General features: G+C 68.6%; 12 protein-coding genes and 2 tRNA genes. 9 read left to right on the top strand and 5 right to left on the bottom strand.

Annotated features, from left to right (window positions below):
* Positions 1-9: 9 nt before the first annotated feature.
* From thiS to VBO01S_RS06985, 7 genes are all read left to right on the top strand, one after another.
* Positions 10-207 carry a sulfur carrier protein ThiS gene (gene thiS, locus VBO01S_RS07015; RefSeq protein WP_062472460.1) on the top strand — a complete coding sequence of 66 codons (198 nt, stop codon included), beginning with the start codon at positions 10-12 and terminating at the stop codon, positions 205-207.
* Positions 208-244: 37 nt separating this feature from the next.
* On the top strand, positions 245-1,054 hold the full coding sequence (locus tag VBO01S_RS07010; RefSeq protein WP_062472459.1) for a thiazole synthase: 810 nt from the start codon (positions 245-247) through the stop codon (positions 1,052-1,054).
* Positions 1,051-2,010, top strand: coding sequence for a thiamine phosphate synthase (gene thiE, locus VBO01S_RS07005; RefSeq protein WP_062472456.1), 960 nt, complete (start codon positions 1,051-1,053; stop codon positions 2,008-2,010). Before VBO01S_RS07010 ends, thiE begins: the two co-directional genes overlap by 4 nt.
* Positions 2,007-4,148, top strand: a complete 2,142-nt coding sequence (locus VBO01S_RS07000) for a TonB-dependent siderophore receptor (RefSeq protein WP_062472453.1) — start codon at positions 2,007-2,009, stop codon at positions 4,146-4,148. The genes thiE and VBO01S_RS07000 overlap by 4 nt, the downstream gene beginning before the upstream one ends.
* 115 nt (positions 4,149-4,263) lie before the next feature.
* Positions 4,264-4,339: transfer RNA gene (locus tag VBO01S_RS06995), tRNA-Asn, on the top strand.
* A gap of 189 nt (positions 4,340-4,528) precedes the next feature.
* A tRNA-Asn gene (locus VBO01S_RS06990) sits at positions 4,529-4,604 on the top strand.
* Positions 4,605-4,862: 258 nt separating this feature from the next.
* Positions 4,863-5,303 carry a YXWGXW repeat-containing protein gene (locus VBO01S_RS06985; RefSeq protein WP_062472450.1) on the top strand — a complete coding sequence of 147 codons (441 nt, stop codon included), beginning with the start codon at positions 4,863-4,865 and terminating at the stop codon, positions 5,301-5,303.
* Positions 5,304-5,339: 36 nt separating this feature from the next.
* On the opposite strand, the gene VBO01S_RS31690 is transcribed toward VBO01S_RS06985, so the two are convergent.
* The 4 genes from VBO01S_RS31690 to VBO01S_RS06950 all read right to left on the bottom strand — a co-directional run bounded on the left by VBO01S_RS31690 (position 5,340) and on the right by VBO01S_RS06950 (position 20,322).
* Entirely contained in the window at positions 5,340-9,101 is a 3,762-nt protein-coding gene (locus tag VBO01S_RS31690; RefSeq protein ID WP_169805031.1) for a prealbumin-like fold domain-containing protein, read from the bottom strand.
* A gap of 97 nt (positions 9,102-9,198) precedes the next feature.
* Entirely contained in the window at positions 9,199-16,422 is a 7,224-nt protein-coding gene (locus tag VBO01S_RS06960; RefSeq protein WP_255221071.1) for a hypothetical protein, read from the bottom strand.
* A 216-nt stretch (positions 16,423-16,638) separates the two neighbouring features.
* Positions 16,639-19,536, bottom strand: coding sequence for a beta strand repeat-containing protein (locus VBO01S_RS06955; RefSeq protein WP_062472573.1), 2,898 nt, complete (start codon positions 19,534-19,536; stop codon positions 16,639-16,641).
* Positions 19,537-19,698: 162 nt separating this feature from the next.
* The gene (locus tag VBO01S_RS06950; protein ID WP_082818023.1) at positions 19,699-20,322 is read right to left on the bottom strand and encodes a DUF11 domain-containing protein; all 624 of its coding nucleotides are present in this window, start codon (positions 20,320-20,322) and stop codon (positions 19,699-19,701) included.
* An 888-nt stretch (positions 20,323-21,210) separates the two neighbouring features.
* Here VBO01S_RS06950 and VBO01S_RS06945 point away from each other — a divergent pair.
* The gene (locus VBO01S_RS06945) at positions 21,211-21,612 is read left to right on the top strand and encodes a GreA/GreB family elongation factor (RefSeq protein WP_062472433.1); all 402 of its coding nucleotides are present in this window, start codon (positions 21,211-21,213) and stop codon (positions 21,610-21,612) included.
* Between the two features lie 43 nt (positions 21,613-21,655).
* Here VBO01S_RS06945 and VBO01S_RS06940 read toward each other — a convergent pair whose 3' ends face one another.
* Positions 21,656-21,886: a hypothetical protein gene (locus VBO01S_RS06940; protein WP_062472430.1), complete on the bottom strand. Its 231-nt coding sequence runs from the start codon at positions 21,884-21,886 to the stop codon at positions 21,656-21,658.
* A gap of 178 nt (positions 21,887-22,064) precedes the next feature.
* Between VBO01S_RS06940 and VBO01S_RS06935 the strand changes: the two genes are divergently transcribed.
* Positions 22,065-22,906 (top strand): CsgG/HfaB family protein (locus VBO01S_RS06935; protein WP_062472427.1); only part of this gene is annotated, 842 nt, incomplete at its 3' end.

The raw sequence follows: 22,906 nt of genomic DNA, 5'->3' as shown, positions 1-22,906 counted from the left end.
ACGACCCCGATGAACATCCTGATCAACGACAAGCCCTGCACGCTGCCCGAGGGCGCGCTGCTCGCCGACGCGCTGGCCGTGCTGCAGGCCGTGCCGCCTTTCGCGGTGGCGGTGAACCGCGAGTTCGTGCCGCGCTCGGCCTATGCCACGCACCCGCTGCACGCCGACGACCGCGTCGAGGTGATCCGCCCAGTGACCGGCGGCTGAACGACACCACAGAGACAAGACGATGGAGACGACAACCATGACCAATCCCGATCCCCTGGTCCTCTACGGCCAGACCTTCCACAGCCGCCTACTGCTGGGCACCGCGCGCTACCCCTCGCCCGACGTGCTCGAAGCCGCTGTGCAGCGCGCCCAACCCGCGATGCTGACCGCCTCGCTGCGCCGCCAGACCGCCAGCCAGGGCTCCGGCAACAGCGACCTCGGCAACGGCTTCTGGGAGCTGCTGCGCAAGCTGGCCGTGCCGGTGCTGCCCAACACCGCCGGCTGCCACAGCGTGCAGGAAGTGATCGCCACCGCGCAGATGGCGCGCGAGCTGTTCGACACGCCGTGGATCAAGCTCGAGCTCATCGGCGACGACTACACGCTGCAGCCCGACACGCTGAACCTCGTCGATGCGGCGTCGCAGCTGATCCGCGACGGCTTCCACGTGCTGCCGTACTGCACCGAAGACCTCGTGCTGTGCCAGCGCCTCGTCGATGTGGGCTGCCAAGCCGTGATGCCGTGGGCCGCGCCCATCGGCACCGGGCGCGGGCCGGTCAACCCGTATGCGCTGCGCCTGCTGCGCGAGCGGCTGAAGGTGCCGATGCTGGTCGACGCTGGCCTCGGCCTGCCCTCGCATGCGTGCCAGGTGATGGAGTGGGGCTACGACGGCGTGCTGCTCAACACCGCCGTTGCGCTCGCACAGGAACCCGTCGCCATGGCCGGCGCGTTCGCCGATGCGGTGCAGGCCGGCCGCGCCGCCTACCGCGCCGGCGCGATGGCCGCGCAGGACGCCGCGCAGCCCAGCACGCCCGTGCTCGGCACGCCCTTCTGGCACCACGCACCATGAACGCCATCGACACCACCAACGCCCGCGCCGTGGCGCAAGCCATCGTCGCGGCCCACGGCCTGCGCTTCGGCGCCGCCATGTCCACGCCCGTGAGCGGTGCACCGCGCTTTACGTCGGACGACGCTGTCTACCGTGGCGCGAAGCAGGCCTGCACCGCACTCGGCTTCATCGAGATCGACGCCGAATGCCTCGCCCATGCATGGCGCGCGCAGACCGAACGGCTCAGCCAGTTCGACGCGTCGGCATGGCCCGATGCGCCAGCCGATTTCGGCATGGGACCGTTTCCACCCACCGCGCGCGCCGACGCCTTTCCGCCCTGCCCCGAACGGCTCGGCCTCTACGCCGTGCTGCCCGACGCGGCATGGGTTGGCCGCATGGCGCGCGCCGGCGTGCCGACGGTGCAGTTGCGCTTCAAGTCGGACGACGCCGAGGCCGTCGCGCGCGAAGTGCAGGCCGCCGTCGATGCGGTGCGCGGCACGGGTGCGCTGCTCTTCATCAACGACCACTGGCAGGTCGCCATCGCGGCCGGCGCCTACGGCATCCACCTCGGACAGGAAGACCTCGACGCGCTGTCGCCCGATGAACTGCAGCAACTGCGCGCCTCGGGCCTGCGGCTGGGCGTGAGCACCCATGGCTACGCCGAGATGGTGCGCGCCGACGCGGTGAGCCCGAGCTACATCGCGATGGGCGCCATCTACCCGACCACGCTCAAGAGGATGGCGACCGCGCCGCAGGGCGTGGCGCGGCTCGCGGCCTACGCGCGGCTGCTGCGCGGCTACCCGCAGGTGGGCATCGGCGGCGTCGATGCCGTGCGGTTGCCCGAGGTGCTCGCCACCGGCGTCGGCTCGGTTGCCGTGGTGCGCGCACTGGTCGCCGCCGACGACCCCGAGGCCACGGCCGCGCAATGGATGACGGCAATGCACGCCGCCCCGGTTTCCCCTGAACGCACAGAATGAACGCTCGACTTTTCTCGCACTCCCCGCTTTCGCGCGCGCTTGCCGCAGCCCTTCTCACTTTCGGTGCCTGCGGCGCGCATGCGCAATCGACATCGCAAGCACTGCCCGAAGTCACCGTGAACGACGGCGCCGCCGCGCCGCAGGCCGAGATCAGCGGCTTCGGCGATGTGCCGCTGCGCGAGCTGCCGCTGTCGGCCACCATCATCGACAGTCAGCAGCTGCGCAGCAGCGGCGCACGCCGCCTCGCCGACCTGACGCAGTTCGACGCCTCGGTCACCGACGCCTACAACTCCGCCGGCTACTGGGACTACCTCACGGTGCGCGGCTTCGTGCTCGACAACCGCTTCAACTACCGTCGCGAAGGCCTGGCGATCAGCGCCGAGACGGCGATCCCTCTGGACAACAAGGAGCGCATCGAGATCCTGCGTGGCACCAGCGGCATCCAGGCCGGCACCAGCGCGCCGGGCGGGCTCGTCAACTACGTCGTCAAACGCCCGACCGAGCAGGAGCTGCGCACCATCCGCCTCGAAACCACGAGCCGCGGCAGCGTGCTCAGCGCGCTCGACTTCGGCGGGCGCTTCGGCGAGAACCGCCAGTTCGGCTACCGGCTCAACGTGGCCGGCGAAAAGCTCAAACCGCTCACGCACAACCTGGACGGCAGCCGCCGCCTCTTCTCGCTCGCGGCCGACTGGCGCATCACGCGCGACTCGGTGCTCGAGTTCGAGGTGGAGCAAAGCCACAAGCAGCAGCCGAGCCAGAACGGCTACAGCCTGCTGGGCAACACGCTGCCCCGACCGGTCGATCCGCGCATCAACCTCAACAACCAGCCGTGGTCGCAGCCCTCGGTGTTCAAGGCGCTGACCGGTACGGTGCGCTTCAGCCAGGCGCTGAATGCCGACTGGCGCTGGAGCGCGCAGATCGGCCAGCAGCGCCTGAAGACCGACGACCGGCTGGCCTACGCTTTCGGTTGCGGCGCCGAAGGCAACTACGACCGCTACTGTTCCGACGGCACCTTCGACGTGTACGACTTCCGCAGCGAGAACGAGCGCCGCACGCAGACCGCGGGCAGCCTGAACCTCAAGGGCAACGTGATGACAGGCAGCGTGCGGCACGAGCTGGGCTTCGGCCTGCTGCAAAGCCGCGTGCGCAACCGCTTCCAGGACCAGGCCTACAACTACGTCGGCACCGGCAACATCTGGGCCACCGCGATGACGCCGGCCGACCCGCGCCTGACCGACGCCAACACCAACCGCAACGAGCGCTCGACCGAGCTGTCGGTGCAGGACGCGATCCGCTGGAACGACCGCTTCACGACCTGGATCGGCGCGCGGCACACGCGGCTGTCGCGCGACAGCATCCGCACCGACGGCTCGCGCCCCACCGGCTACAGCGACAGCATCACCACGCCGTGGATCGCGGCCAGCTACACGATCCAGCCCGGGCTGCTCGCCTATGCGAGCTGGGGCAAGGGCGTCGAGTCGCAGGTCGTGCCCAACAAGAGCTCGCAGTACGCGAACGCCGGCGAGGCACTGCCCGCACTGCAATCGCGCCAATGGGAGCTCGGCCTGAAGGGCGGCGACGCGGCGTTCAACTGGCAACTCGCGTGGTTCGACATCTCGCGCCCGATGACCAACCTCGACCTGTGCGGCGCGTTCTGCACGGTGCGCAACGACGGCCGCGCGGTGCATCGCGGCCTCGAGGCCGGCGCGCAATGGACCGGCGGCCCGTGGCGCCTGGGCGGCAGCCTCGCGCTGATCGACGCCAAGCGGCGCGGCAGCACGACCGCACCCGAACTCAACGGACAGGCGCCCACCAACGTGCCCAAGCAGGTGCTGCGCGCACAGGCCGGCTACCGCTTCGCGTCGGTGCCGGGCCTTGAACTCGCGGGACAGCTGTCGTACGAAGGCCGCCGCAACGTGCTGCCCGACGGCTCGATCCGGCTGCCGTCGTGGACGCGTCTGGATGCAGTGCTGCGCTACGACACCAAGCTGGCCGGCATGGCCACGAGCTGGACGCTGGCCGTCGACAACCTGTTCGACCGCCGCTACTGGAAGGAATCGCCCTACCAGTTCAGCCACGTCTACCTGTTCCCGGGCGCGCCGCGCACGCTGCGCCTGGGCGTGAGCATCGCGATGTGACGACATGAGCGGGGCGCTTCGTCTTCGTCATCGCGGCGTCGTTGCCACGAATTCGTTGCGCGGGCGCCGCGTTGTTTTGGAAGCCCCAAAAATCACGCTATAATCTAAGGCTTGTTCCTCGATAGCTCAGTTGGTAGAGCGCCGGACTGTTAATCCGTAGGTCCCTGGTTCGAGCCCAGGTCGAGGAGCCATCACAAAGCCGCAACGCCTCTGGAAGGCCCGCTACTCACAAGGTAGCGGGCCTTTTCATTTGTGAGACGACCGTCGAACGAAGACGTGTGCCAAGCGATGGAAAGAAATCGCCCCACGCACTTCGATTGGCAAAAATTGAGGGTCGCCGTTCAGAACGGCGATTCCATTGAATATAATTGAAGGCTTGTTCCTCGATAGCTCAGTTGGTAGAGCGCCGGACTGTTAATCCGTAGGTCCCTGGTTCGAGCCCAGGTCGAGGAGCCACCATTTGCTGAAGGCCCGTTACTCACAAGGTAACGGGCCTTTTCGCTTTGCGGCCCCTTTTGCTTTGGCGCCACACATCGGCCGCCGCCTGTCCGCTCGCGGGCCTGTCCGACACGCGGGCCCCGCCCTGCGTGCAAAACTCCCTCTTTGTTAACGGCTTCTGCTGCCCTGCCCCGGGCAAACCCGTGCACGCGACGCGCCGCTCAGGCGTTGTTTGAGTTCAGTCATTCACAAATAACAACCATCAAGGGCATCACGATGAAACTCACAAGAATTCTTCTGGCCGCCGCCGTGGCCGCCGCCACCTTGCCCGCCGTGGCGCAGGTGTCCGTCAACATCAACGTGCCCGGCCTGATCCAGGTCGCGCCGCCCGCACCGCGCTACGAGCCCGCGCCCCGGCCGCGCAGCGGCCAGGTCTGGGTGCCCGGCCATTGGCAGTGGAACGACCGCGCCTACGCATGGCGCCCCGGCTACTACGTGGCAGCCCGCCCCGACTACGCCTACGCCCCGGGCGGCTGGGTGCGCGCCGATGGCGGCTGGCGCTGGCGCGAAGGCGACTGGCGCCGCGCCGAGCGCCGTGAGGAACGCCGCGAAGACCGCCACCACCGCCGCCATGACCACGACCGCTACGACCATGACGACGACCACCGCGGCGGCGGCCACTGCCCGCCCGGCCAGGCGAAAAAGGGACGCTGCTGATAGCAGCAGCTTGCGCGCCTGCTGACGCGCAAGTCGTCAGTTCACCGTCACCCTGAATCGCACGCTGCCCGTACCGCCGGGCGCGAGTTGCCCGGTGAACTTCCAGTCCAGCGACCCCGTTCCGCCCGGCGCTTGTGCGGCCGCGCACGCCACGACCGGCGCAGGCAAGGCATTGGCCGGCGTGCGCTTCGTGCAAGCGGTCAGCGTCGCCGGGGTCGCGCCTTCCTGCGAGGCGACGAAGCTGGTGTAGACCGGGGTGACGTCGCTCACCGTCAGGCCGCTGATCGGCGTTGCGCCGTTGTTGGTGTAGGTGATGCGGTATTCGAGCGTCTCGCCCGACTTGGCTTCGTTGTTGAGTCCGAAGTCGCCGTTCTTCGTCAGGTTGCGCACTTCCTTCTTGAGCTCCAGCGCCGTGCTCGACACGGTCGTGGTGTCGAGCACGAGGTAGCTCGCGCTCAACGCGGGTGATGCGTTCGTGAACACGAAGCTCGCCTGCACCGAGCGCTTGTCGTTGTAGCCGGCGAGCGCGCTGGCCGGAATGAACTCCTGCACCACCACGCACAGGTTCTGCCCTGTCGTCACAGGCCTGGGCACCGCCGGCGGATAGAGCACCGCGGCGCCGGCCTGCAAGGCACCGGTGCAGCCCGGGTCTTCGTAGATTTTTGCGCTCCAGCCGTCGATCGGCGGTGTGGCCGCCGCGCCGGCCACGCCGAAGCTCACCGTCCCGCCGGTCTGCGCCACGAAGGTGTGCGCGTGGCTCACGCTGCTGCCGGGCGAGCCGGTGCGGGCGCTGTCGGCGCCGAAGCGGTTGAGGGCCACGTCACCGAAGTTCAGCTCGCCGGCCCGGGCCTCTTTCCATGCAAAGGCGATGTGGTCCGGCGCCCCCGCGGCGGTGCGCGTGTAGGTGTAGGTCCGCCCGCCCACGGCCACGCCCGTGCCGGAAGGCAGCGGCGTGCTGCCGGCCGACGCCCCCGTGGACAGATGACCCGCCGGCGTGCTCTCTTCGACGCACAGCGGATCGCCGTTGGACGGCGACGAAGGCTGCGACGGCACCTCCAGGCGGTAGCGGCCCGAGCCGTCGGTCACGGCCGTGGACCACACGCGCGCGCCGCAGTTCGTGAGCCGCATCCGCACGCCCGCCAGCCCGGCCTCGCCGCCGTTGGCCACGCCGTCGTTCGGCACGCCCGCGCCGCTGCCGTTGTCGTTGAAGACGCGGCCGGTGATGGCATGTGCATCGCTGTTGACGAAGGTGCATCGGATGTCCGCGCCCACCACCATCCATTCGGCGGGAATCGTCAGCACGTTGCCTGCCAGCACCACCGGCGGTGCCTGTGCCGCCGCGGCCGCCGGCCTGGAACCCGACGCCCCGCGAATGGGCGACGGTGCAATGAGGTCCTTCAGGTCGTAACAACTGGCACTCACCGGATTCACGGGCCAGCCGGCGGGCGACGTTTCGGTAATGGTCGCCGGGACGCCGACCTTGCCGGTGATCGTCTGCGCGCCGGCCCCCTGCCCCGGCACGGTGACCGTGATGGTGTCGCGGGCCACGCTCAGGCCCGACAGCGCAAAGTCGAAGCGATGGGTGCCGGAACCGCTGATCACTTCCTTGGCGATGCGAAGTTTCGGGTCCCCCAGGCGGACGGCGACCGGCGGCGTCGTGTCATCACAGATCGCCTCGTTTGGCGTGGCTGTGCATGCCGGATCGCCGCCGCCACTCAGGTTGACGGTGTTCGTTCCCCCCTGCGGCCCCACGGCCGCGGCATCGACGTGCACGGGAATCCGGATCTGAAACAAGCCCGGCGCGACCCCCGCAGCCACGCTGCAACGGACGATCGCGGAGCCCGCCGCAGAGCAGCCGCTCAGGACACCCGTGGTCCCGATCGCGAGCAGCACGGGCGGCCCTGCCAGCGTGATGCCATGGGGCAACACGTCCTCAAGCACGAGCGGCGCAGTGGTCGGTCCGTTCTCCACCCAGACATCGACCTCATAGAACTGCCCCGGCATTCCCACGATCAATGAATTGGTGCTCGCGTATTTCAACGCCATGATGTGAGGCGCAGGGGCCACAGGTGTGGTCGCCGCACTCACGCATGCCCCCGCACCGTTGCAGGCAGGGTCCCCGCCGCCCACGGCCGTGGCCACGTTGGTCACGCTCGGCCTCGCGGTCGCCAAGGGCGTCACCGGGATGACGAACGACGCGGACGTTGCCATGCCCGCAGGCACCGTACACGTCACGGCCTGCCCGACCCTGCTGCACCCCGAAGGCAGCGTGCCGATCGTCAAGGAGGCAGGAATGGTGTCGGTGATGACGCTGTTCGCCGTGGTCGTGCCGCCGTTGGTGCTGCTCAGTTTCAGTGTGTAGCTGGCCTGCGCGGCAACGGCGAACTGCGCCACATCAGCGATCTTTTCGAGTTTCAGCGTCGCTTGGGGCACCACGCGCGTGGCCGGCGTGCTCGCATCGCACGCCTCTCCTGGCGCCGCCGTGCAGGCGACATCTCCGCCGCTGAGATTCACCATGTTCGTGCCGCCCGTTGCGCCCACGGCCGACGCGGCGACGTTCACAGGAATCCGTATTTCGAAAGTACCGGGCGCGATGCCCGCCGCCACGCTGCAGTTGGTCGTGTTCGATCCCGAGGTCGGGCAACCACTCAGCACGCCGGTGGTCGTTCCCGCCACCAATGTCGGGGCCCCGCGCAGGGTGACGCCCGGCGGCAAGGTGTCCATCACCGAGATCGGCACCGTGGTCGTGCCGTTGGCCACGGTAACGAGCACAGCGTAGAACTGGTTGGGCGCCCCCACCACCAGCGGGCTGGCGCTGACCGTCTTGGTCGAGGTGATGACGGGCGGAGACGCAGGGGCCACCGGCGTGGTCACCGTGCTCGTGCACGCCCCTGTGTCGTTGCAAGTGGGGTCTCCCCCCCTCGATGCCGTGGCCGTGTTGGTCACGCTGGGCACGGCAGAAGGCAGGGGCGTCACCGGAATGACGAAGGACACGGACGATGTGAGCCCTGCGGGCACCAGGCAACCGACGTTCTGGCCTATTCGGCTGCACCACGGGGGAAGGTCGCCGATGGTCAGCGAAGGCGGCACGTTGTCGGTCACCACCGTATCGGTAGTAGTCGCGACGCCACTCGTGTTCGTCAGCGTGAGCGTGTAGCTGGCAGGCTGGCCGACGACCCATGGGGCCGCGCTGGCTTCCTTCTTGAGCGTCAACCGGGGGTCTGGCACGACGAAGCACACCGCGTTGTCCGTCCCATTGGGCTGACCGTGGATTGGCTCGTTCGAGAGCGTGACGGAAGATACGGATGTTCTCGAAACGAAGGCCCATGCAGAAGCCCCAGAACCGAACGAGGTGGCGAGTTCCGCCCCCTCAAGATTGCCGTCTGCATCGATTTTTACCGGCGCAAAGGCCCTGAACTCTGTGGCCAATAGATCGGAGATAGGCGTCGTGACCTCCGCCGCAGTGAACGGATAGTGATTTCCGTTGACGGACACCGCCATCTTCTCGCACCAAACTTCGGAGCAGTTGAGCACGTAAGTGCGAACGCTCAGGTTCTTCACCGGCACAGAAAAGTTGAACGTGCATGCCTCCCGCATGTCGAACTTTCCCAGCCGGAGATAGGTACCCCATGCGTACTTGTCCTTCGCCTCGCATGTGCCCTCCGTGGTGACAGCGACGCCCCCGTAGGTCCCGCGCTCCCCTAGACAGAACTCTGCAGCCGTGGCCTGCGTGCCGATCAGGAGCGAGGTCAGTGCCAGAAAGACGACGCCGCGCAAGGCATGAAAGAAGTGCGCCACGCCTCTCGCACGCGTCCGCACGGGTAGGCAGCGAAGCGCCGTCGCGCAGCGCATCGAATCAGTTTTTTGCATTTTCATTGGCCATTCCTCCGCGACTTCATCGATCGGTCCGCTCGTCTTTCACGGGGGCTGCCGCGCCCGCCGACGCGGCACCCAGCGCCGTCTCGTCGAACTTGAAACGCAGCCGGATGTACGCGCCCTTGCTCGTGTAGTCGTTGGCCGCCAGGTCGCGGTCTTTCAGGCCCACGAAGTTGTAGCCCGCCGACACCCACAGGTCCTTCATGACCTGGTAGCCGACTTCGATGCCCAAGGTCTTCTGCAGGCCGCCGCCCTTGCCACGCAGCAGGCCGGCCTGCACGCCCAGGTCCCAGCTGTCGTTGAGGTCTTGCGTGTAGCGCGCCTGCAGCAGGTGCGCCCAGTAGGTGCTGCGCAGCAGGCCGTCGTCGGCGCGCGACCACTTGGCGGCGTAGCGCCCGTTGATGACGGTGCCGGGGCGCGGGTTGTAGTTGAGGTGGGCCGAGACGATGTCGGCGCTGGTGCGCCCGGGCAGCGCTGCGCTGCCGTTGCCCGCACCGAAGACGCTGGCGCCGTCGAGTGCGCCGGTCGAACTGCCGGTACCGGTGACGCGCTCGGAACGGCGCTCGTAGCGCATGAGCGCGTTCCAGCTGTCGGTGTCGACCGGGCGGTAGGCCAGGCCGATCTGGTGGCGCGCCAGGTGGTGCGCGTTGCCGGCGTTGGCGCCCTGCCCTTCGCTGGCGCTCATCACGCTGCGCGCCAGCAGGCTCCATGACGCATCGATCTTGAAGCCGAAGCCCGCGCTGAACAGGCGCGTGTCCGCGTCGTCGCCGTGGCGGCCTTCGAGGATGCCGCTGGCCTTGATGCGCGCGTCGGTGTATTCCACGCCGCCGGTGATGGCGGTGGAGTCGCCCGCCAGGCCGCTGGCCTGGCCGGTGCCGTTGTTGCCGCTGTTGCGTAGCCCGCCGATCTGGCGCGTGTGCTCGACGCCGCCGGTCAGGCGCCAGTGGTCATCGACCCTGAAGGTGTTGCGCACGCCCGTGGCGGCCTGCGCGGCGCGCCCGTCGAGGCTGTCGGCCAGGCGGTACTCGCTGTACACGCGCCCGCCCTCCATGTAGGCGCTCTCGATGCCCAGGATGCCCACGTTGTTCGACTGCCCCGCGTTCAGCTCGTACGGCCCGTAGAGGCTGGAGACCAGTTCGTAGCGGCCGTACAGGCGCGTCTTGTCGGTGACAGCGTAGTTGCCGCCCACGGCGAGCACGTGGCGGTCGGACTTGCGGATGTCCTGCTCGCCTTCGACGAACACGTTGGCTTGCGGCACGCCCGGCACCTGCGCCGACAGGCGGGCGCGCACGGTGGTCAGGTCGTCGTCGTTGGCGTTGGCCTGGGTGCCGGCGTTGGCCGCCGCACCGAGCGCGGTGACGTTGTTGGCAGCCACGCCGCTGCCCAGGTTGCCGCTGTAGGTGGAGACCTGGCCGTAGTCGAAGCCCGAGCCGCTGCCCAGGCCGGTGCCGTTGTGGCCGTGGCGCAGGCCGAACTCGCCCACCAGCTGCTCGCCGAACTTTCTCTGCACGCTGGCGGTGATGCCGCGGCGGGTGCCTTCGCGCAGGGCGTCCTGGCCGTAGAGCAGTTCGCCGCGCAGCGCGGTGGCGGCGTCGAGCCGGTACTCGGCGCGCGCCGAGGCTTCGGTGCGCCCGGCCGAGAAGCTCGCGCCGGGGTTGTCGAAGCCGGTGCTGGTCTTGCTCGCGAGCGCGGCCACGGCCAGGTCTTCACCCTGGTGGCGCAGCTCGACGCGGGCGCCGCTGCCCTTGCCGTTGCGGTCGGAGTCGGTCTGCACCCATTCGCCGGCGACAGTGGTGTGGTCGCCCAAGCGGGCCAGGGCGGTGACGGCACCGAGCTTGCGGCGGTTCTCGGGGTTTTCGTCGATGGCCGCGACCACACCGACCTGCAGGTTCTTGGCCACCTTGAGCTGCACGTCGGCACCGGCCACGGTGAACTTGGGGCCGCCCGCGTCGACCTCGTAGGTGACGCGGATCGACTGCGGGTTGAGGTTCGCATCGACCGACGCGATGGCGCGCGTGAACAGCAGGCGGCGCGTGAGCGGCTCGACGGTGTAGTCGACGAAGCGCGTCACGGTCGTGCGCTGCAGCACGAGGTCGGGCTGGTTGCGGTCGCGCACGACGATCTCGACCTGTTCGCTGTTCTCGACGAACTCGCCGCCCCTGGCGCCCAGGTAGTACGGGCCCGAGGTGCCGACGGCGCGGAACTCCTCGACCTGCTGGGTCTGCGCGGTGCGCGAGGCATACGTGGTGGTGCGCACCTCGCCGTCGTCGTAGACATGCTTGAGGCCGGTGAGCGAACGGCTGACCTGGCTCAGGCTGCGCACCTCGGTGCTGCTGGCGGTGCTGAAGTCGCCGTACAGCAGGTAGGAGCGGTTCTTGTCGATGCGCACGTAGAGCTTCTGCGTGCTCTGGGCGTCGAAGCCCTTCGCGGACGAGTCGCCGTACACGGGGTAGAACTCGTCGGGGCGGATGTCGCGGAACAGGCGGTCCTTGCGCGTCTTGTCGGAATCGTAGGCGGCAGTGAGCAGGTACTCGCCCTTGACGGCGCCCTTGAAGAAGAAGGCAGCGCGCGCGGCCGCGCGGCGCTTGTCGTTGCCCTCGTCGGCCAGGCCGGACAGCTCGGCCTCGAAGGCCGCGCCCGCGGGCATCGCGCCCAACGGCACCTGGCCGCGCTTCGTGAAGTCGAGCACGCCTTCGACGATGCCGACGCCGATCATGGGGCGCAGCTCGGGCAGCAGCGCCAGGCGTGCCTCGCTCGTGAAGCTCGCGGCCGTCACGCGCAGGCGGGCGTCACCGGGTTCGCCGGGTGGCAGCAGGCGGAAGTCGGCCACGCCGCCGTCCATGAAGACCTGGGTGCCGGGCTCGGCGGGGTTCAAGTCTTCGTCGAGCCAGCGGCCGCGGTCGGTCTCGAGCGTGAGCTGCGTGCGCGCGGTCACGGGCACGCCGGCCGCGTCGGTCAGGCGCACCTTCACGACGACGGGCGTGCGCAGGTCGGCCTGCGCAGAGGCGGGCACGTCGATGTGGATGGCGCCGAGCTTGTCGGGCGCGGTGACGCTGATCTGCTGCGCAGCGCCGCGCACGTTGCCGAACGGATCGACGGCTTCGAGCACGAGGCGGTTGACGCCGGGCCGCAGCACGATGCCGATGTATTCCCAGGCGCCGATCTTGCGGCTGGCCTGCTCGGTCTTCTTGCCGACGCGGCGCTCCTCGACGCCCTGGCCGTTGACGCTCAGGCGCAGCGCCAGGCCGGCTTCGCCCTTGACGCGCACGTTGAGCGAGGTCGAGGGCAAGGTGTCGCCATCGCGCAGGTCGATGAAGCCGAGGGCGTTGCTTTCGATGCGGGGCAGCAGGGCCTCGAGGTCGATGGGGCTGGGGACGGCCTGCGGCGGCGCCACCGCGGTGGTCGGCTGCGCAATACCGCGGGACAGGCGCATGCCGGAGAAAAGACTGCCCACGGGGGATGCGCCATCCGCCGCGGCACCGCCGGTCGCCGCGCCGAGCGTGCTGCCCTGGCTGCCCGACGCGCCGCCGATGAAGCTGCTGGGCGACGCCGGTGCGGTGGGCATCGCGATCAGCGGTGCCGAACTGGCCTGCGTGGTGCCGGTGCCGGTGCTGCCGCCCGCGCGCACCTCGCCGCTGGCAGGCAGCGCGCGCCGATCGCCCACGAGGACGATCCGGCCTTCGGGGTCCAGGCGCATGCGCACCTGGGCTTCGGCCTCGGTGTCGGGCACGGCGGCGATGGCCTCGCGCCGCGCGATGACCTCGCTCATCACCGTCGGCGCGTCGCAGTTGGCGACGACGAAGTTGGCCTTGTGGAATTCGCCCTTCTTGAGATCGACGAAGCGGCTTTCGGGGCGCCCGGCATTGCGGTTGTCGAGCGCTTCGAGCCGCGCGCCGGCGGGCAGCGTGGTGGCATCGAGCCGCAGCACATGGGTCACCGGTTTGAGGCCGTACAGGCTCCACTTGCCTTCGACGTCGGTGATGACGTGCGTGCCGTCTTCCATGTACAGGCGCACGCCGGGCACGCCGATTTCGTCGACGCCCTGCTGGCGGCCGTCGCGCCGGCAGTCCATGTAGACCTTGCCGAAGAGGAAGGCGTCGTCGGAGAACACGCCGCCGGTCACGCGCACGGTCCATTGGGCGAGGTTCGACTGCATCGGGCCGGAATTGGCGCGGGCCCGGTTGACGGCATCGCCGTTCGTCGGTGCGCCAACACCCACGCGCACGCGGTAGCGCACCGTGGCGGATTGGTCGATGCCAAGCGCGAGGCCGGGCTGGTTGAAGACCAGCCGGGGACCGGCCCCGCCCACGGGATCGGCCGTGGCCGCGCCGTTGAGACGCGCGCTGCCGGCCACGTAGGCGAAGCCCGGCGGCAACTGGTCGGAGAGGCTGAGGCCGGTGATGGGAAAGCCGGTCTTGTTGGTGACGACCAGCGCGTAGTCGAGGAAATCGCCGAACTCGACCTGGCGCTTGCTGCCTTCCTTGCGCAGCACGAGGCCGAGCACGTTGCCCGGGTCGAGCGGGATGTGGTTGTGCACCACGTCGCAGGCCGCGCCCGAGGGCTCGAAACCGGCCTTGAGCGAGAAGTGGTGCGTGGTGGGCTCCGCGCCCTGCGGCGACGCCGCATTCGGGACGATGGCGCCGCAGCGGTCGAAGGTGCCGGGCGTGGCGGGGATGAGCTGCGAAGGCGCCGCGTAGGCACTGCCCGCGGGCGGCGCCACACCCAGCGCATAGGTGCAGCTGCCGGTAACCGGCGGCGACAGGAAATAGAACTGGTAGCCGCCGTCGGCGCCGGTGGTCATCGACAGGCTGCCGTCGGCGTTGGCGCGGTAGACGCCGCTGTCGCCGCCGAACACCTCGGCCAGGGCCATCGGCCGGGCGGCGCCGTCGCTGCACGACTGGCGGGTGAAGGTGACGACGGCACCCGCCACCGGTTGGCGGGTGACGGCGTTGTAGACCACGCCCTGCGGGTCGGCCAGCATGGAGGACGCGCTGCTGGCGCTCGCGGTGACGAGCGCGGCCGACGACGCAGGAACGGTGTTCTGCTCGAAGGCGGCGGCCCAGGCCTTGTTGGTGAATGGCACGCGAGCACCGTTGCTCGAAGGCTTGCGGGTGACGCGCACGGTGAATTCGATGTCTTCGCTCTGGCCGGGTGCCAACGCGCGGCTGCCGTCGGTGAGGCCGAGTGCGGCCTGCATGGGCAGCTTGAAGGGGTCGGCGCTGGCGGCAGCCTCGCGGTCGCAGGCGGCGCGGCCGGTGAAGCCGGATGCGATCTGCAGCACGCCGTTGCGCACCTTCGGCGTGCCGACGAGTTCCCAGGCGGCGACGAGGCCGTCGGGCTTGTCCATGTCGAAAGTGCAGTCGAGGTTGTCGATCACGCGCACGTTCGGGGCCGGGGCCGCGCCGGTGTTGCCGACCTTGAAACGGTAGTCGAGTTCGTAGACGCCCTCTGCCACGCGGCGCGGCTGCGAGACGCTCTTCACGAGCGAGAGCACGGGCTGCTGCAGCTGCACCGGCGTGGGCGAGGTGTCGTTGCCGGGGTTGCCGTCGTCGTCGGCATCGGGGTTGCTGCCGTTGACGGAGTCGTCGAAGACGGTGGGCGGGCCACCGGCGGCGAGCGCGGCCTGTGCGCGCACGGTGTTGAGCAGCGCGCCCGCGCGACCCGACACGTGAAAGCGCACGTCGAAACGCACCGTGAACTGGCCGCCCACGGGCAGCACCGCACCGGGCGCGAGCAGGTCCTGCGCGGAGGCCGTGCCGTTGAATGCGGCGTTGACGGCCGCCACCGTGCCCGCCACGCCATTGTCCGAACCACCGACGATGGCCAGGGTTCCGGGCACCACGGCGTACTGGCGCGCGCCCGGCACCGCGGCGGTCGTGCGGGTGCCGAACTGCGCGGCGCCCTGCCCTTCGAGCACGTCGGCCAGCTGCACGCCGTGCAGCGCGGTCGTGCCGTAGTTGCGCACGTGGACATCGAAGGTGACGGTGGCCGTGCCGTCGGGTTGGCCGTCCGCGCCGCGCTGCATGCGCGGCGTGGAGGCTGCCTTGGCCACGCCGATGCGGCCCTGGCCTTGCGGCGGGGCCGCCGCGATCACCACCGTGTTCGACGGCGACGCGGCGGGCGCGACGCCGTCGTTGTAATGGCCATGCGCGGTGTTGCGGATGTCGCTGGTGTGATCGGCCTTGACCTGCACCGCGAACTGCATGGCGATGGAGGCGTTGCGCGCGAGCGCGGTGGGCACGCCGATGGCGACTTCGATCGCCGCGCCGTCTTCAGCGGAGCGGTAGCTGAAGTCGGGGTCGCCGGGCATGCGGAACAGGCGCACCGCGCCGGCCGCCGTACTCTGCAGGCTGCCAGGCAGGTAGCGCGTGCCCGTGGGCACGAGGTCGCGCAGCAGCAGCAGGCTGCGCGGGCTGCCATTGACCAGCACCTGCGTGCCGGTGGGCGCGGCCGCGCCGCCGGGCTGCGCGTCGCGCGCGCCGGTGTTGGTGCCCGAGATGCTGAAGTCGATGCGCGTGCTGCCGGGCACGATGGCGCCCGCATGGCTGGCCGACTTGACGAGCGCAAGCACGGCAACGCTGCCCACGTCGACCGTGTCGCGATTGCTCGCGCTCGCGCCCTGCAGGGCGGTGGTCGCGCTCAGCACCACGCAGGCGCTGCCGCTGGCCGCCGCGGGAATGGTGCCCTGCACCAGAAGTTCGGCCGTCTGGCCCGGCTCCAGCGCGAGCGCGCCGGCGGCACCGGGCAGCAGCACCAGATCGGAGGCGTCGACGACGCCGTTGTGGTTGGCGTCGCGCGCCACGCGCAACGCCGACAGGTCGAGCCCGTCGGCCGGGCAGCCCGCGCCGTCGTTGACGAGGCCCAGGGTGTAGCGCGAAGCCACGTTGCCGGTGTTGGTGAGCAGGTGGCTCAGCGTGACGACGGTGCCGGGCGGGCGGTTCACGCGCTGGTCCTGCGTGAGCGAGAGCGCCTCCACGGGCAGCACGCTGGCGGTCACGGCATTGGAGATGGCCGTCTCACTGTGCCCGAGGCCGGCCGGGACGTAGGTGCCCGTCGCGATGCTGCGGATCACGACGCCGCCGGGCGCGGGCGCCGCCTGCGCGATCGGTGCGAAGAGCATGGCGAGTGCCACTGCGGTGGCGAGTGCGAGGCCGAAGGCCGCCATCGCGCTGCGCGCGAGCGCCCCGCAGCCCCACCACCGAGGCATGCCGGCACGCGAAGAAGAAGAAAGAAGAAGTGGCACGCGGTGAACCTTCCCTGGCACCTCCCGCTGCGGGAGACACGTCAAACAGTCGAAGAACTCTTTCCTCTGCCGCCTCGAGGGCCGGCAAGGCACGGCTTGCATGCAGCGATGTGCGTGAAAGCGGCAGGGGAAACAGGCGAGGCACCGGGGCGAACTCGGGCCTCGCGGGAAACAGCCGACGGCCCTGGCGGAACCGTCGGCGGCGCCGATGTCAGATCAGGGGTTGATCTGCACGGCGAAGGTCAGCGTGACCTTTCCACCTGGGGCCACGGTGTTGGCCGCACTGCCGCAGCTGACCGCGGTGGCGGTCGATGCGAAGGCCGGCGCCGTACCGCCAATGCCCGGGGCTTCGCACTGCAATGCAGGCTGCTTCGCGCTCAGGACGGTGTACGCCGGCAGTGCGTCGTTGATGGCGATGTTGGTCACCGGCACGATGCCTTCGTTGGTGGCAACGACCTGGTAGACGATGCACTGGCCCGGCTTCAACTGCAGCGACGTTGCCGCGAACGCGGTGTCCGCCACGCCGTCACAGGTCGCATCGGCCGCCTGCGTCTTGAGGACGCGGATCTGACCGGTGATCACGGCCGTGATGTCGGTGGCCGAAGGGGTACCGCAGTTGGGGGCCGGGTCGGTGAAGGTGGCCGTCACCGTCGTGGTGTTGCTGACACCCGCGCTCACGCCGCCCGGCGCGAACACGCGCACCAGCAGCTTCTGCGCTGCACCGGCCGGCAGGCTTGCCAGCGGACCGTTCACCGGCGTGTCGCCAGCGTCGATCTGTCCGTCGCCGTTGACGTCGAGGTAGACCGTGGTGGTCCAGCCTTGCGCCGCATCCGCCGCGGGCACCGTGGCTGTCAGCGTGTACGCGCCGCAGCTCTGGGCGCCGATGTTGGTCAGCGTGTGGGCATACACCACGGTGCCGCCGGGCGCGACCTGGCCGTTGTTGTTCGGCGTGAGCGAGGCGCCCAGCTGCAGGGCCGTCGAGGTCACCGTCACTGCGTCGGTCTTGACGTCGGAAGCGATGCCGCCGGTCGAGGCCACCGCAGTGGATTGCACCTTGAAGTAGATCTTCACTGCAGTGACTGCGGCTTGCGAGGAAGGCGGCGTGACGCACGCTTCGACCGCCTGCTGCCCCCCGGCGATGACCGCGAGGTTCGAGATGGCCGGCGATGCACAGGTGCCGCCAAACGCCACGAACTTGACCGTCCAGCCTGCCGGCAGCGCGCCCGGGAAACCGGTCGTCTGGCTGGCGGCAAGGTTGTAGGTCGCGTCGATCACGTCATGGTTCTTCACCCACAGCGTGAAGACCGTGCCGGTGCCGGCGCCCGTGTCATGAACCTGCGTTGGCAACGGGCTGGGGCCCGCGCCGAGGTCGCCGTTGGCGACGCTGCCGGTGCCAGTACCAATCTTCGTGTTGGTCAGGTCGACCAGGGTCTCGATCACGCGCTCGAGGCGGTCTTCGGTCGCATCGATCTTCGTGTTGTCGTTCACGGAGCGACCGAGCACCGTGGCCACGTAGGCGCCGCCCACCGTGCCCGGCGGCAGTTGCACCTGCGTCACGATGTTGAGGCTCACGCCGGCTGGAATCGGGCCTGTGTCGGGCACGCCGTCGCCGTTCGTGTCCAGCAGCGGTGCGCCGCTGTCGGCCGCGAAGAACTGGAAGCTCGTGCCGGCCGGGAAGGTGCTGGCGGAGATCGACAGGTTCACGGCATCCGAGGCGCCGCCCGTGTTGAACACGGTTTGCGGGAAACGGACACTGCCGCCTGCGACGGCCAACTGCCTCGTGGTCAGATCTTGCCCGGCGGGGTTCGGTGTGCCGGGTGTCGCGTCGAGGGCCGTTGCAGCCGTGGACGGGTTGGAACCCACCACGATGCCGAAACGCGCCAGGACGGTGTACGCCGACGGGTTGGAGGTCGAACCGACCGTGCCGATCAACGCCGCGGTCACGCCGGCCGGCGCGGTCGCGGGGTTGTAGCGGGCCACGTTGGTGGTGGTCGACGTACCGACCGCCGCGGTGCTGTTCACCAGCACCACGAAGCTCAGCGTCTGCGTCACGTTCGGGCTCAGCGAAGCCACCACGGCATTCAGCGTGTTGCCGGTCACCTGGAAGTCGATGCCCGACGGATCACCGCCCGCACCGTCACCCAGCGCCGTACCCGACGCACCGCTCCACACGGCCGAACCGGTGACGTAGGTCAAACCTGCAGGCAACACGTCGGACAGCGCGAACTTGCCCGGTGCGCCGCCCGTGTTGTTGAACGTGAGGGTGTAGACCGAGTACTGGCAGTTCGCGTTCGACGCGAGACCCGCCGTCCAGCTCGTGGCCGTGCAGGCAGCGGAAGAGCTCGGCCCACTGGCCGGCGCGGTCGGCCAGACGCCGTTGCCCGGCGCTGCGACCGACGGAGTGCCGATGACCTTGGTGAGGTTGAACACCGCATCGGTGGCCAGCTTGACCTCGTCCTTGTCGGCCGCCGAGGTGTTCGGCGCGGTGTACAGCGCCGGGGTGCCCGGGGTGGCGGTGATCGTTGCGGCATCGAAATTGCCGGCGCCGGTGGCCGAGCCCGGGATCGTGTAGGCCACGACGAAACGGAACGCGCCGTTGTTGCCGGGCACGCTCTGCGCCGGGGTCACCGTGCAGACGTCCGTGCCAGTTGCCGAGCAGAGCGACGTCGTGCTGTCGGGCAGCCCGTTGCCGTCGGCGTCGGCAAAGACCTCGACGCGCGAGAACTTGCCTGCGTCGGCCTTGACCGTGAGAGCAAAGGTGTCGACGCCATTGCCGGTGTTGGTCAGCACGTGAGGCGCATAGACCGTGGCACCGGCCGCGCCGGACTTGGTGTTGACGATGGTCGTCGTGACCTGGTTGACGCTGTCGAGCGTGAACGAGCCCACCTGGAGAACGGTGGTCTGCACCAAGTTGGAAGTGGCGACCTGGGTCGTTCCGGCGGCGTCCGAATAGCTGGCGGACGCCTGGTTGCCGATGACTGTGTTGGCGGGCGGCGACGCGGCAAATGCAGCCGGGCTTCCGAAAAGGAAGCCCAGCGTCAACGCTGCGGCGCCTGCCCAGGGCGCGCACGGCTTGCAGCCGCTGGCGCGTTGGGTTGGCTGGGTGGGAATCACGTAGTTTTCTCCTCTGTTGTCGATGAACGGGAACACGAAAGAACCTGGCCGGTACGTTTCGATGGGCGAACGCGTACCTGCCGACTGGCACTCAGAAACAAGAGATCGATGGAAAAGGCGGGCGCCCTCGCCTCGCGCAGCGCGCGAGGGCCGGCGCGGCCTTTACTTGCCGCGCGGGGGCGGCGTGGCGGGCGTGGGAGGCACAGCCGTTGGCGGCGCGACGGTCTCGACCTTGGCGCGCGCGCTCACGGCGAGGCTGCCGTTGGCGGGCAACTGGCCCAGGCTCCAGCGCAGCATGCGGTACTCGCTGTAGGGAACGGGTTCGGTCTTGCCGCCGGGCAGTTTGCGAACGAGCGGCTCGGGCTCGAAGACGGCGGTCTTGGTGGCGGCTTTCACGAGGCTGGCACCTGGCTTCGCGCTGCGCGGCAGGTATTCCAGCCCCTCGGGGATCGGCAGATCCGCCACCAGCCCCTTGACCGGCTTGCCCGTGTTGTTGGTGTAGGTGGCCTTGTATTCGATGACGTCGCCCGGCTTGATGGTGGCCGCGTCCTGGAACTGTTCATTGCCGTCGGGCCCCTTGACCACCTTCGACTGGGCGAGGACGACGGTCACGGCCTGGGCCGCGACAGGTGCGCGCGGCGCCTCCAGCGAAGCGGTGGGTTGCGCGAACGCGACGGTCGCGGCGCCTGCGGCAAGCAGGGCCAGGCCCGCGCGGATCAGCGGGTGGACCGCCCCTGCGCGGCCTCGCGACGACGACAAGAACAAGTCCCATGTGGATGCTGTCATTCAAACCCCAATTAACAATATTTGAAATTCACGTCGCAAAATTTGCAATCAACCTCTTATTGCAAACAAATAATCAACATTGCTTGCAATTAAAGGCAATCGGTCGCTCATATTTTTGCGTACTGAATTCTTATGTCTCGGGGCTTTTATGGCAATCAAACAAAAGAACAGAGGATGCGCAAATGAGACATATTGAACAAACAAAATGCATCCACCATTTCGTTCGACCTGAAGCCCCCTCAATTGAAGCTTTTAAGCTTCTGGGAGAGTCAAAACAATTGAGATCGAGACAACAACAGCAGTCTCAGTGATACCTCTTATGCACCAAATAATATTCTCAATAAATTCGAACCCATAAAATCAATTTAAAACCACTCATTCGATACGGCACAAGAAATTATTCATCGATGAATTACAGAGAAATCCCGGCGGCGAGGAAAATATCGAACTCACAAAGAATCCGGTAAATATGAGCGCTTGCCCACCCTTTTCCCATCACTCATTTACGCCGTCTCGAATCAAAGGCTTTTGATTTCAATTCAGGTGTTCTGCAGATTGAATCCAGAGATTCCACGGCAATTCCTCGCTGCACCCGTAGGGCCATAATTGGCCAATCTGGCCAGAATCCCCTACACTCGCGGCCCATGGCTCTCCTCTCGCCCCGTCGATACCCTGCGCGCGCAGCCCTGCCCATGGCAGCGGCCGGTCGTCGTGTGGGCGCCGTCGTCGCGGCGGCCACGTCGGTCCTCCGACGCACGTCCGCACATTCCTGAGCCCGGCGGTCCGCTACCTTCTTCTTGATGCGCACACCTTGACCGCCGGGCACCACACCGCGCGGTAGCGACCCTGTCTGTCGGAAAGGCGGGTTGCGTTCATCTGGAGTGCTTCATGCTTTCAACCGTTCACGGGGAGCGCACGCTCACCGAACTCGATTACGTTCGTCTCAGCAAATTCGCGGACACGCCGCTTCCTCCGGCCCTGGTCGATCTGCTCGACACGGCCGACATCCTTCCGTCACGGGAAATGCCCTCGGACATCGTGACGATGTACACCCAGGTGGAAATCGAAGACCTGCCCGCCGGACAGCGGCAGAAGATCGTGATCTGCTATCCCGCCGATGCGAACCCGACCACGGGCTTCATCTCGGTGTTCTCGCCCGTCGGCATCGGCCTGCTCGGCCAGAAGACCGGCGCGGTCGCGCGCTGGAAGACGCCGGGCGGCGGCGAACACAGCGCACGCGTGATCGCCGTGCTGTTCCAGCCGGAAGCCAGCGGCGACTACACGACCTGAAAGTGCGCCGGTTCAGGCCGGAGGCCGGCGCCCCACCGGCCGGTCAGTGCTGCAGCACGCCGGCGACGCCGGGGCCCCTGCTCTTCGCACTGTCGATGGTCGCGCTGACGGAACTCGTGTTGACCGCCAGCGCCACCAGCACCGCCCCCACGAACGACGGATCGGCGCTGCCGCTGTAGCCCGACGCCCCGGCAATGGCCAGGGCCTGCGCCACCTGCTGCGTCGTCAGTTCGACGGCGGCTTCTCCCACGATATTCCTCTTCTTTGTGGCCATCTGAAAACTCCTGCGAATGGAGTTCGGACTGTAACCAAGCCCCGACAAGCGCCACAAATGTTCCTGACCGTGTGACTTTCGACACTGGCCCGCGCATCGGGCGGCCCGTATCGTCGCGCGGGCGCGGCGCCTGCCGATGAGCCGGACGCCACATTGTTTTCATTTGATGGACAGGGACATGCCTTTTTCCAAACTCTCTCTCGCCAGCGCACTCGCGGGCCTGCTCGCGCTTTCCGGTTGCCAGACCATGGACATGCAGATGGGCGCTCCGGCGGCCAAGACCACGGCCACGGGCAGCGCCGCCGGCGGTGCCACCTCGGGCGAGAGCAGCCAGCTCGAGCGCTGCGAATCGCCACTGGGTACCGTCTCGCTGATCGAGAACGTCAATGCCGGCTGGTACACCATCCTCACCGGTGAATACCGCCTGCCGCCCACGGCCAACCTGCTGCGCCTGCTGGTGCAGCAGTCGAACTGCTTCGTGGTGGTGGAGCGCGGCGCGGCCGGCATGAACGCCATGACGCGCGAGCGCGCGCTGATGCAATCGGGCGAAATGCGCGGCGGCAGCAACTTCGGTCGCGGCCAGATGGTGGCCTCCGACTACGGCCTGTCGCCCGAGATCGTGTTCAGCAACAACGACGCCGGCGGCATCGGCGGCGCGCTCGGCGGCCTCGTGGGCGGCGGCCGTGGCCGCGCCATCGCGGCTGTGGGCGCCAGCCTGCAGACCAAGGAAGCCAGCGCGCTGCTGACGCTCATCGACAACCGCTCGGGCGTGCAGGTGGCTGCCGCCGAAGGCAGCGCCTCCAAGACCGACTTCGCAGGCTTCGGCGGCCTCGGTGGCCGCAGCGGTGCCGGCGGCATCGGCGGCTACACCAACACCGCGCAGGGCAAGGTGATCGCGGCGGCCTTCATGGACGCCTTCAACCAGATGGTCCGTTCGCTGCGCAACTACAAGGCGCAGACGGTGCGCGGACAAGGCCTGGGCGGCGGCGGCCGGCTGGGCGTGGACGGCGGCGCCGCCCC

This window comes from Variovorax boronicumulans NBRC 103145, assembly GCF_001591345.1.
Lineage (GTDB): Bacteria > Pseudomonadota > Gammaproteobacteria > Burkholderiales > Burkholderiaceae_C > Variovorax > Variovorax boronicumulans.
This window is presented reverse-complemented; position numbering and strand designations above follow the sequence as displayed.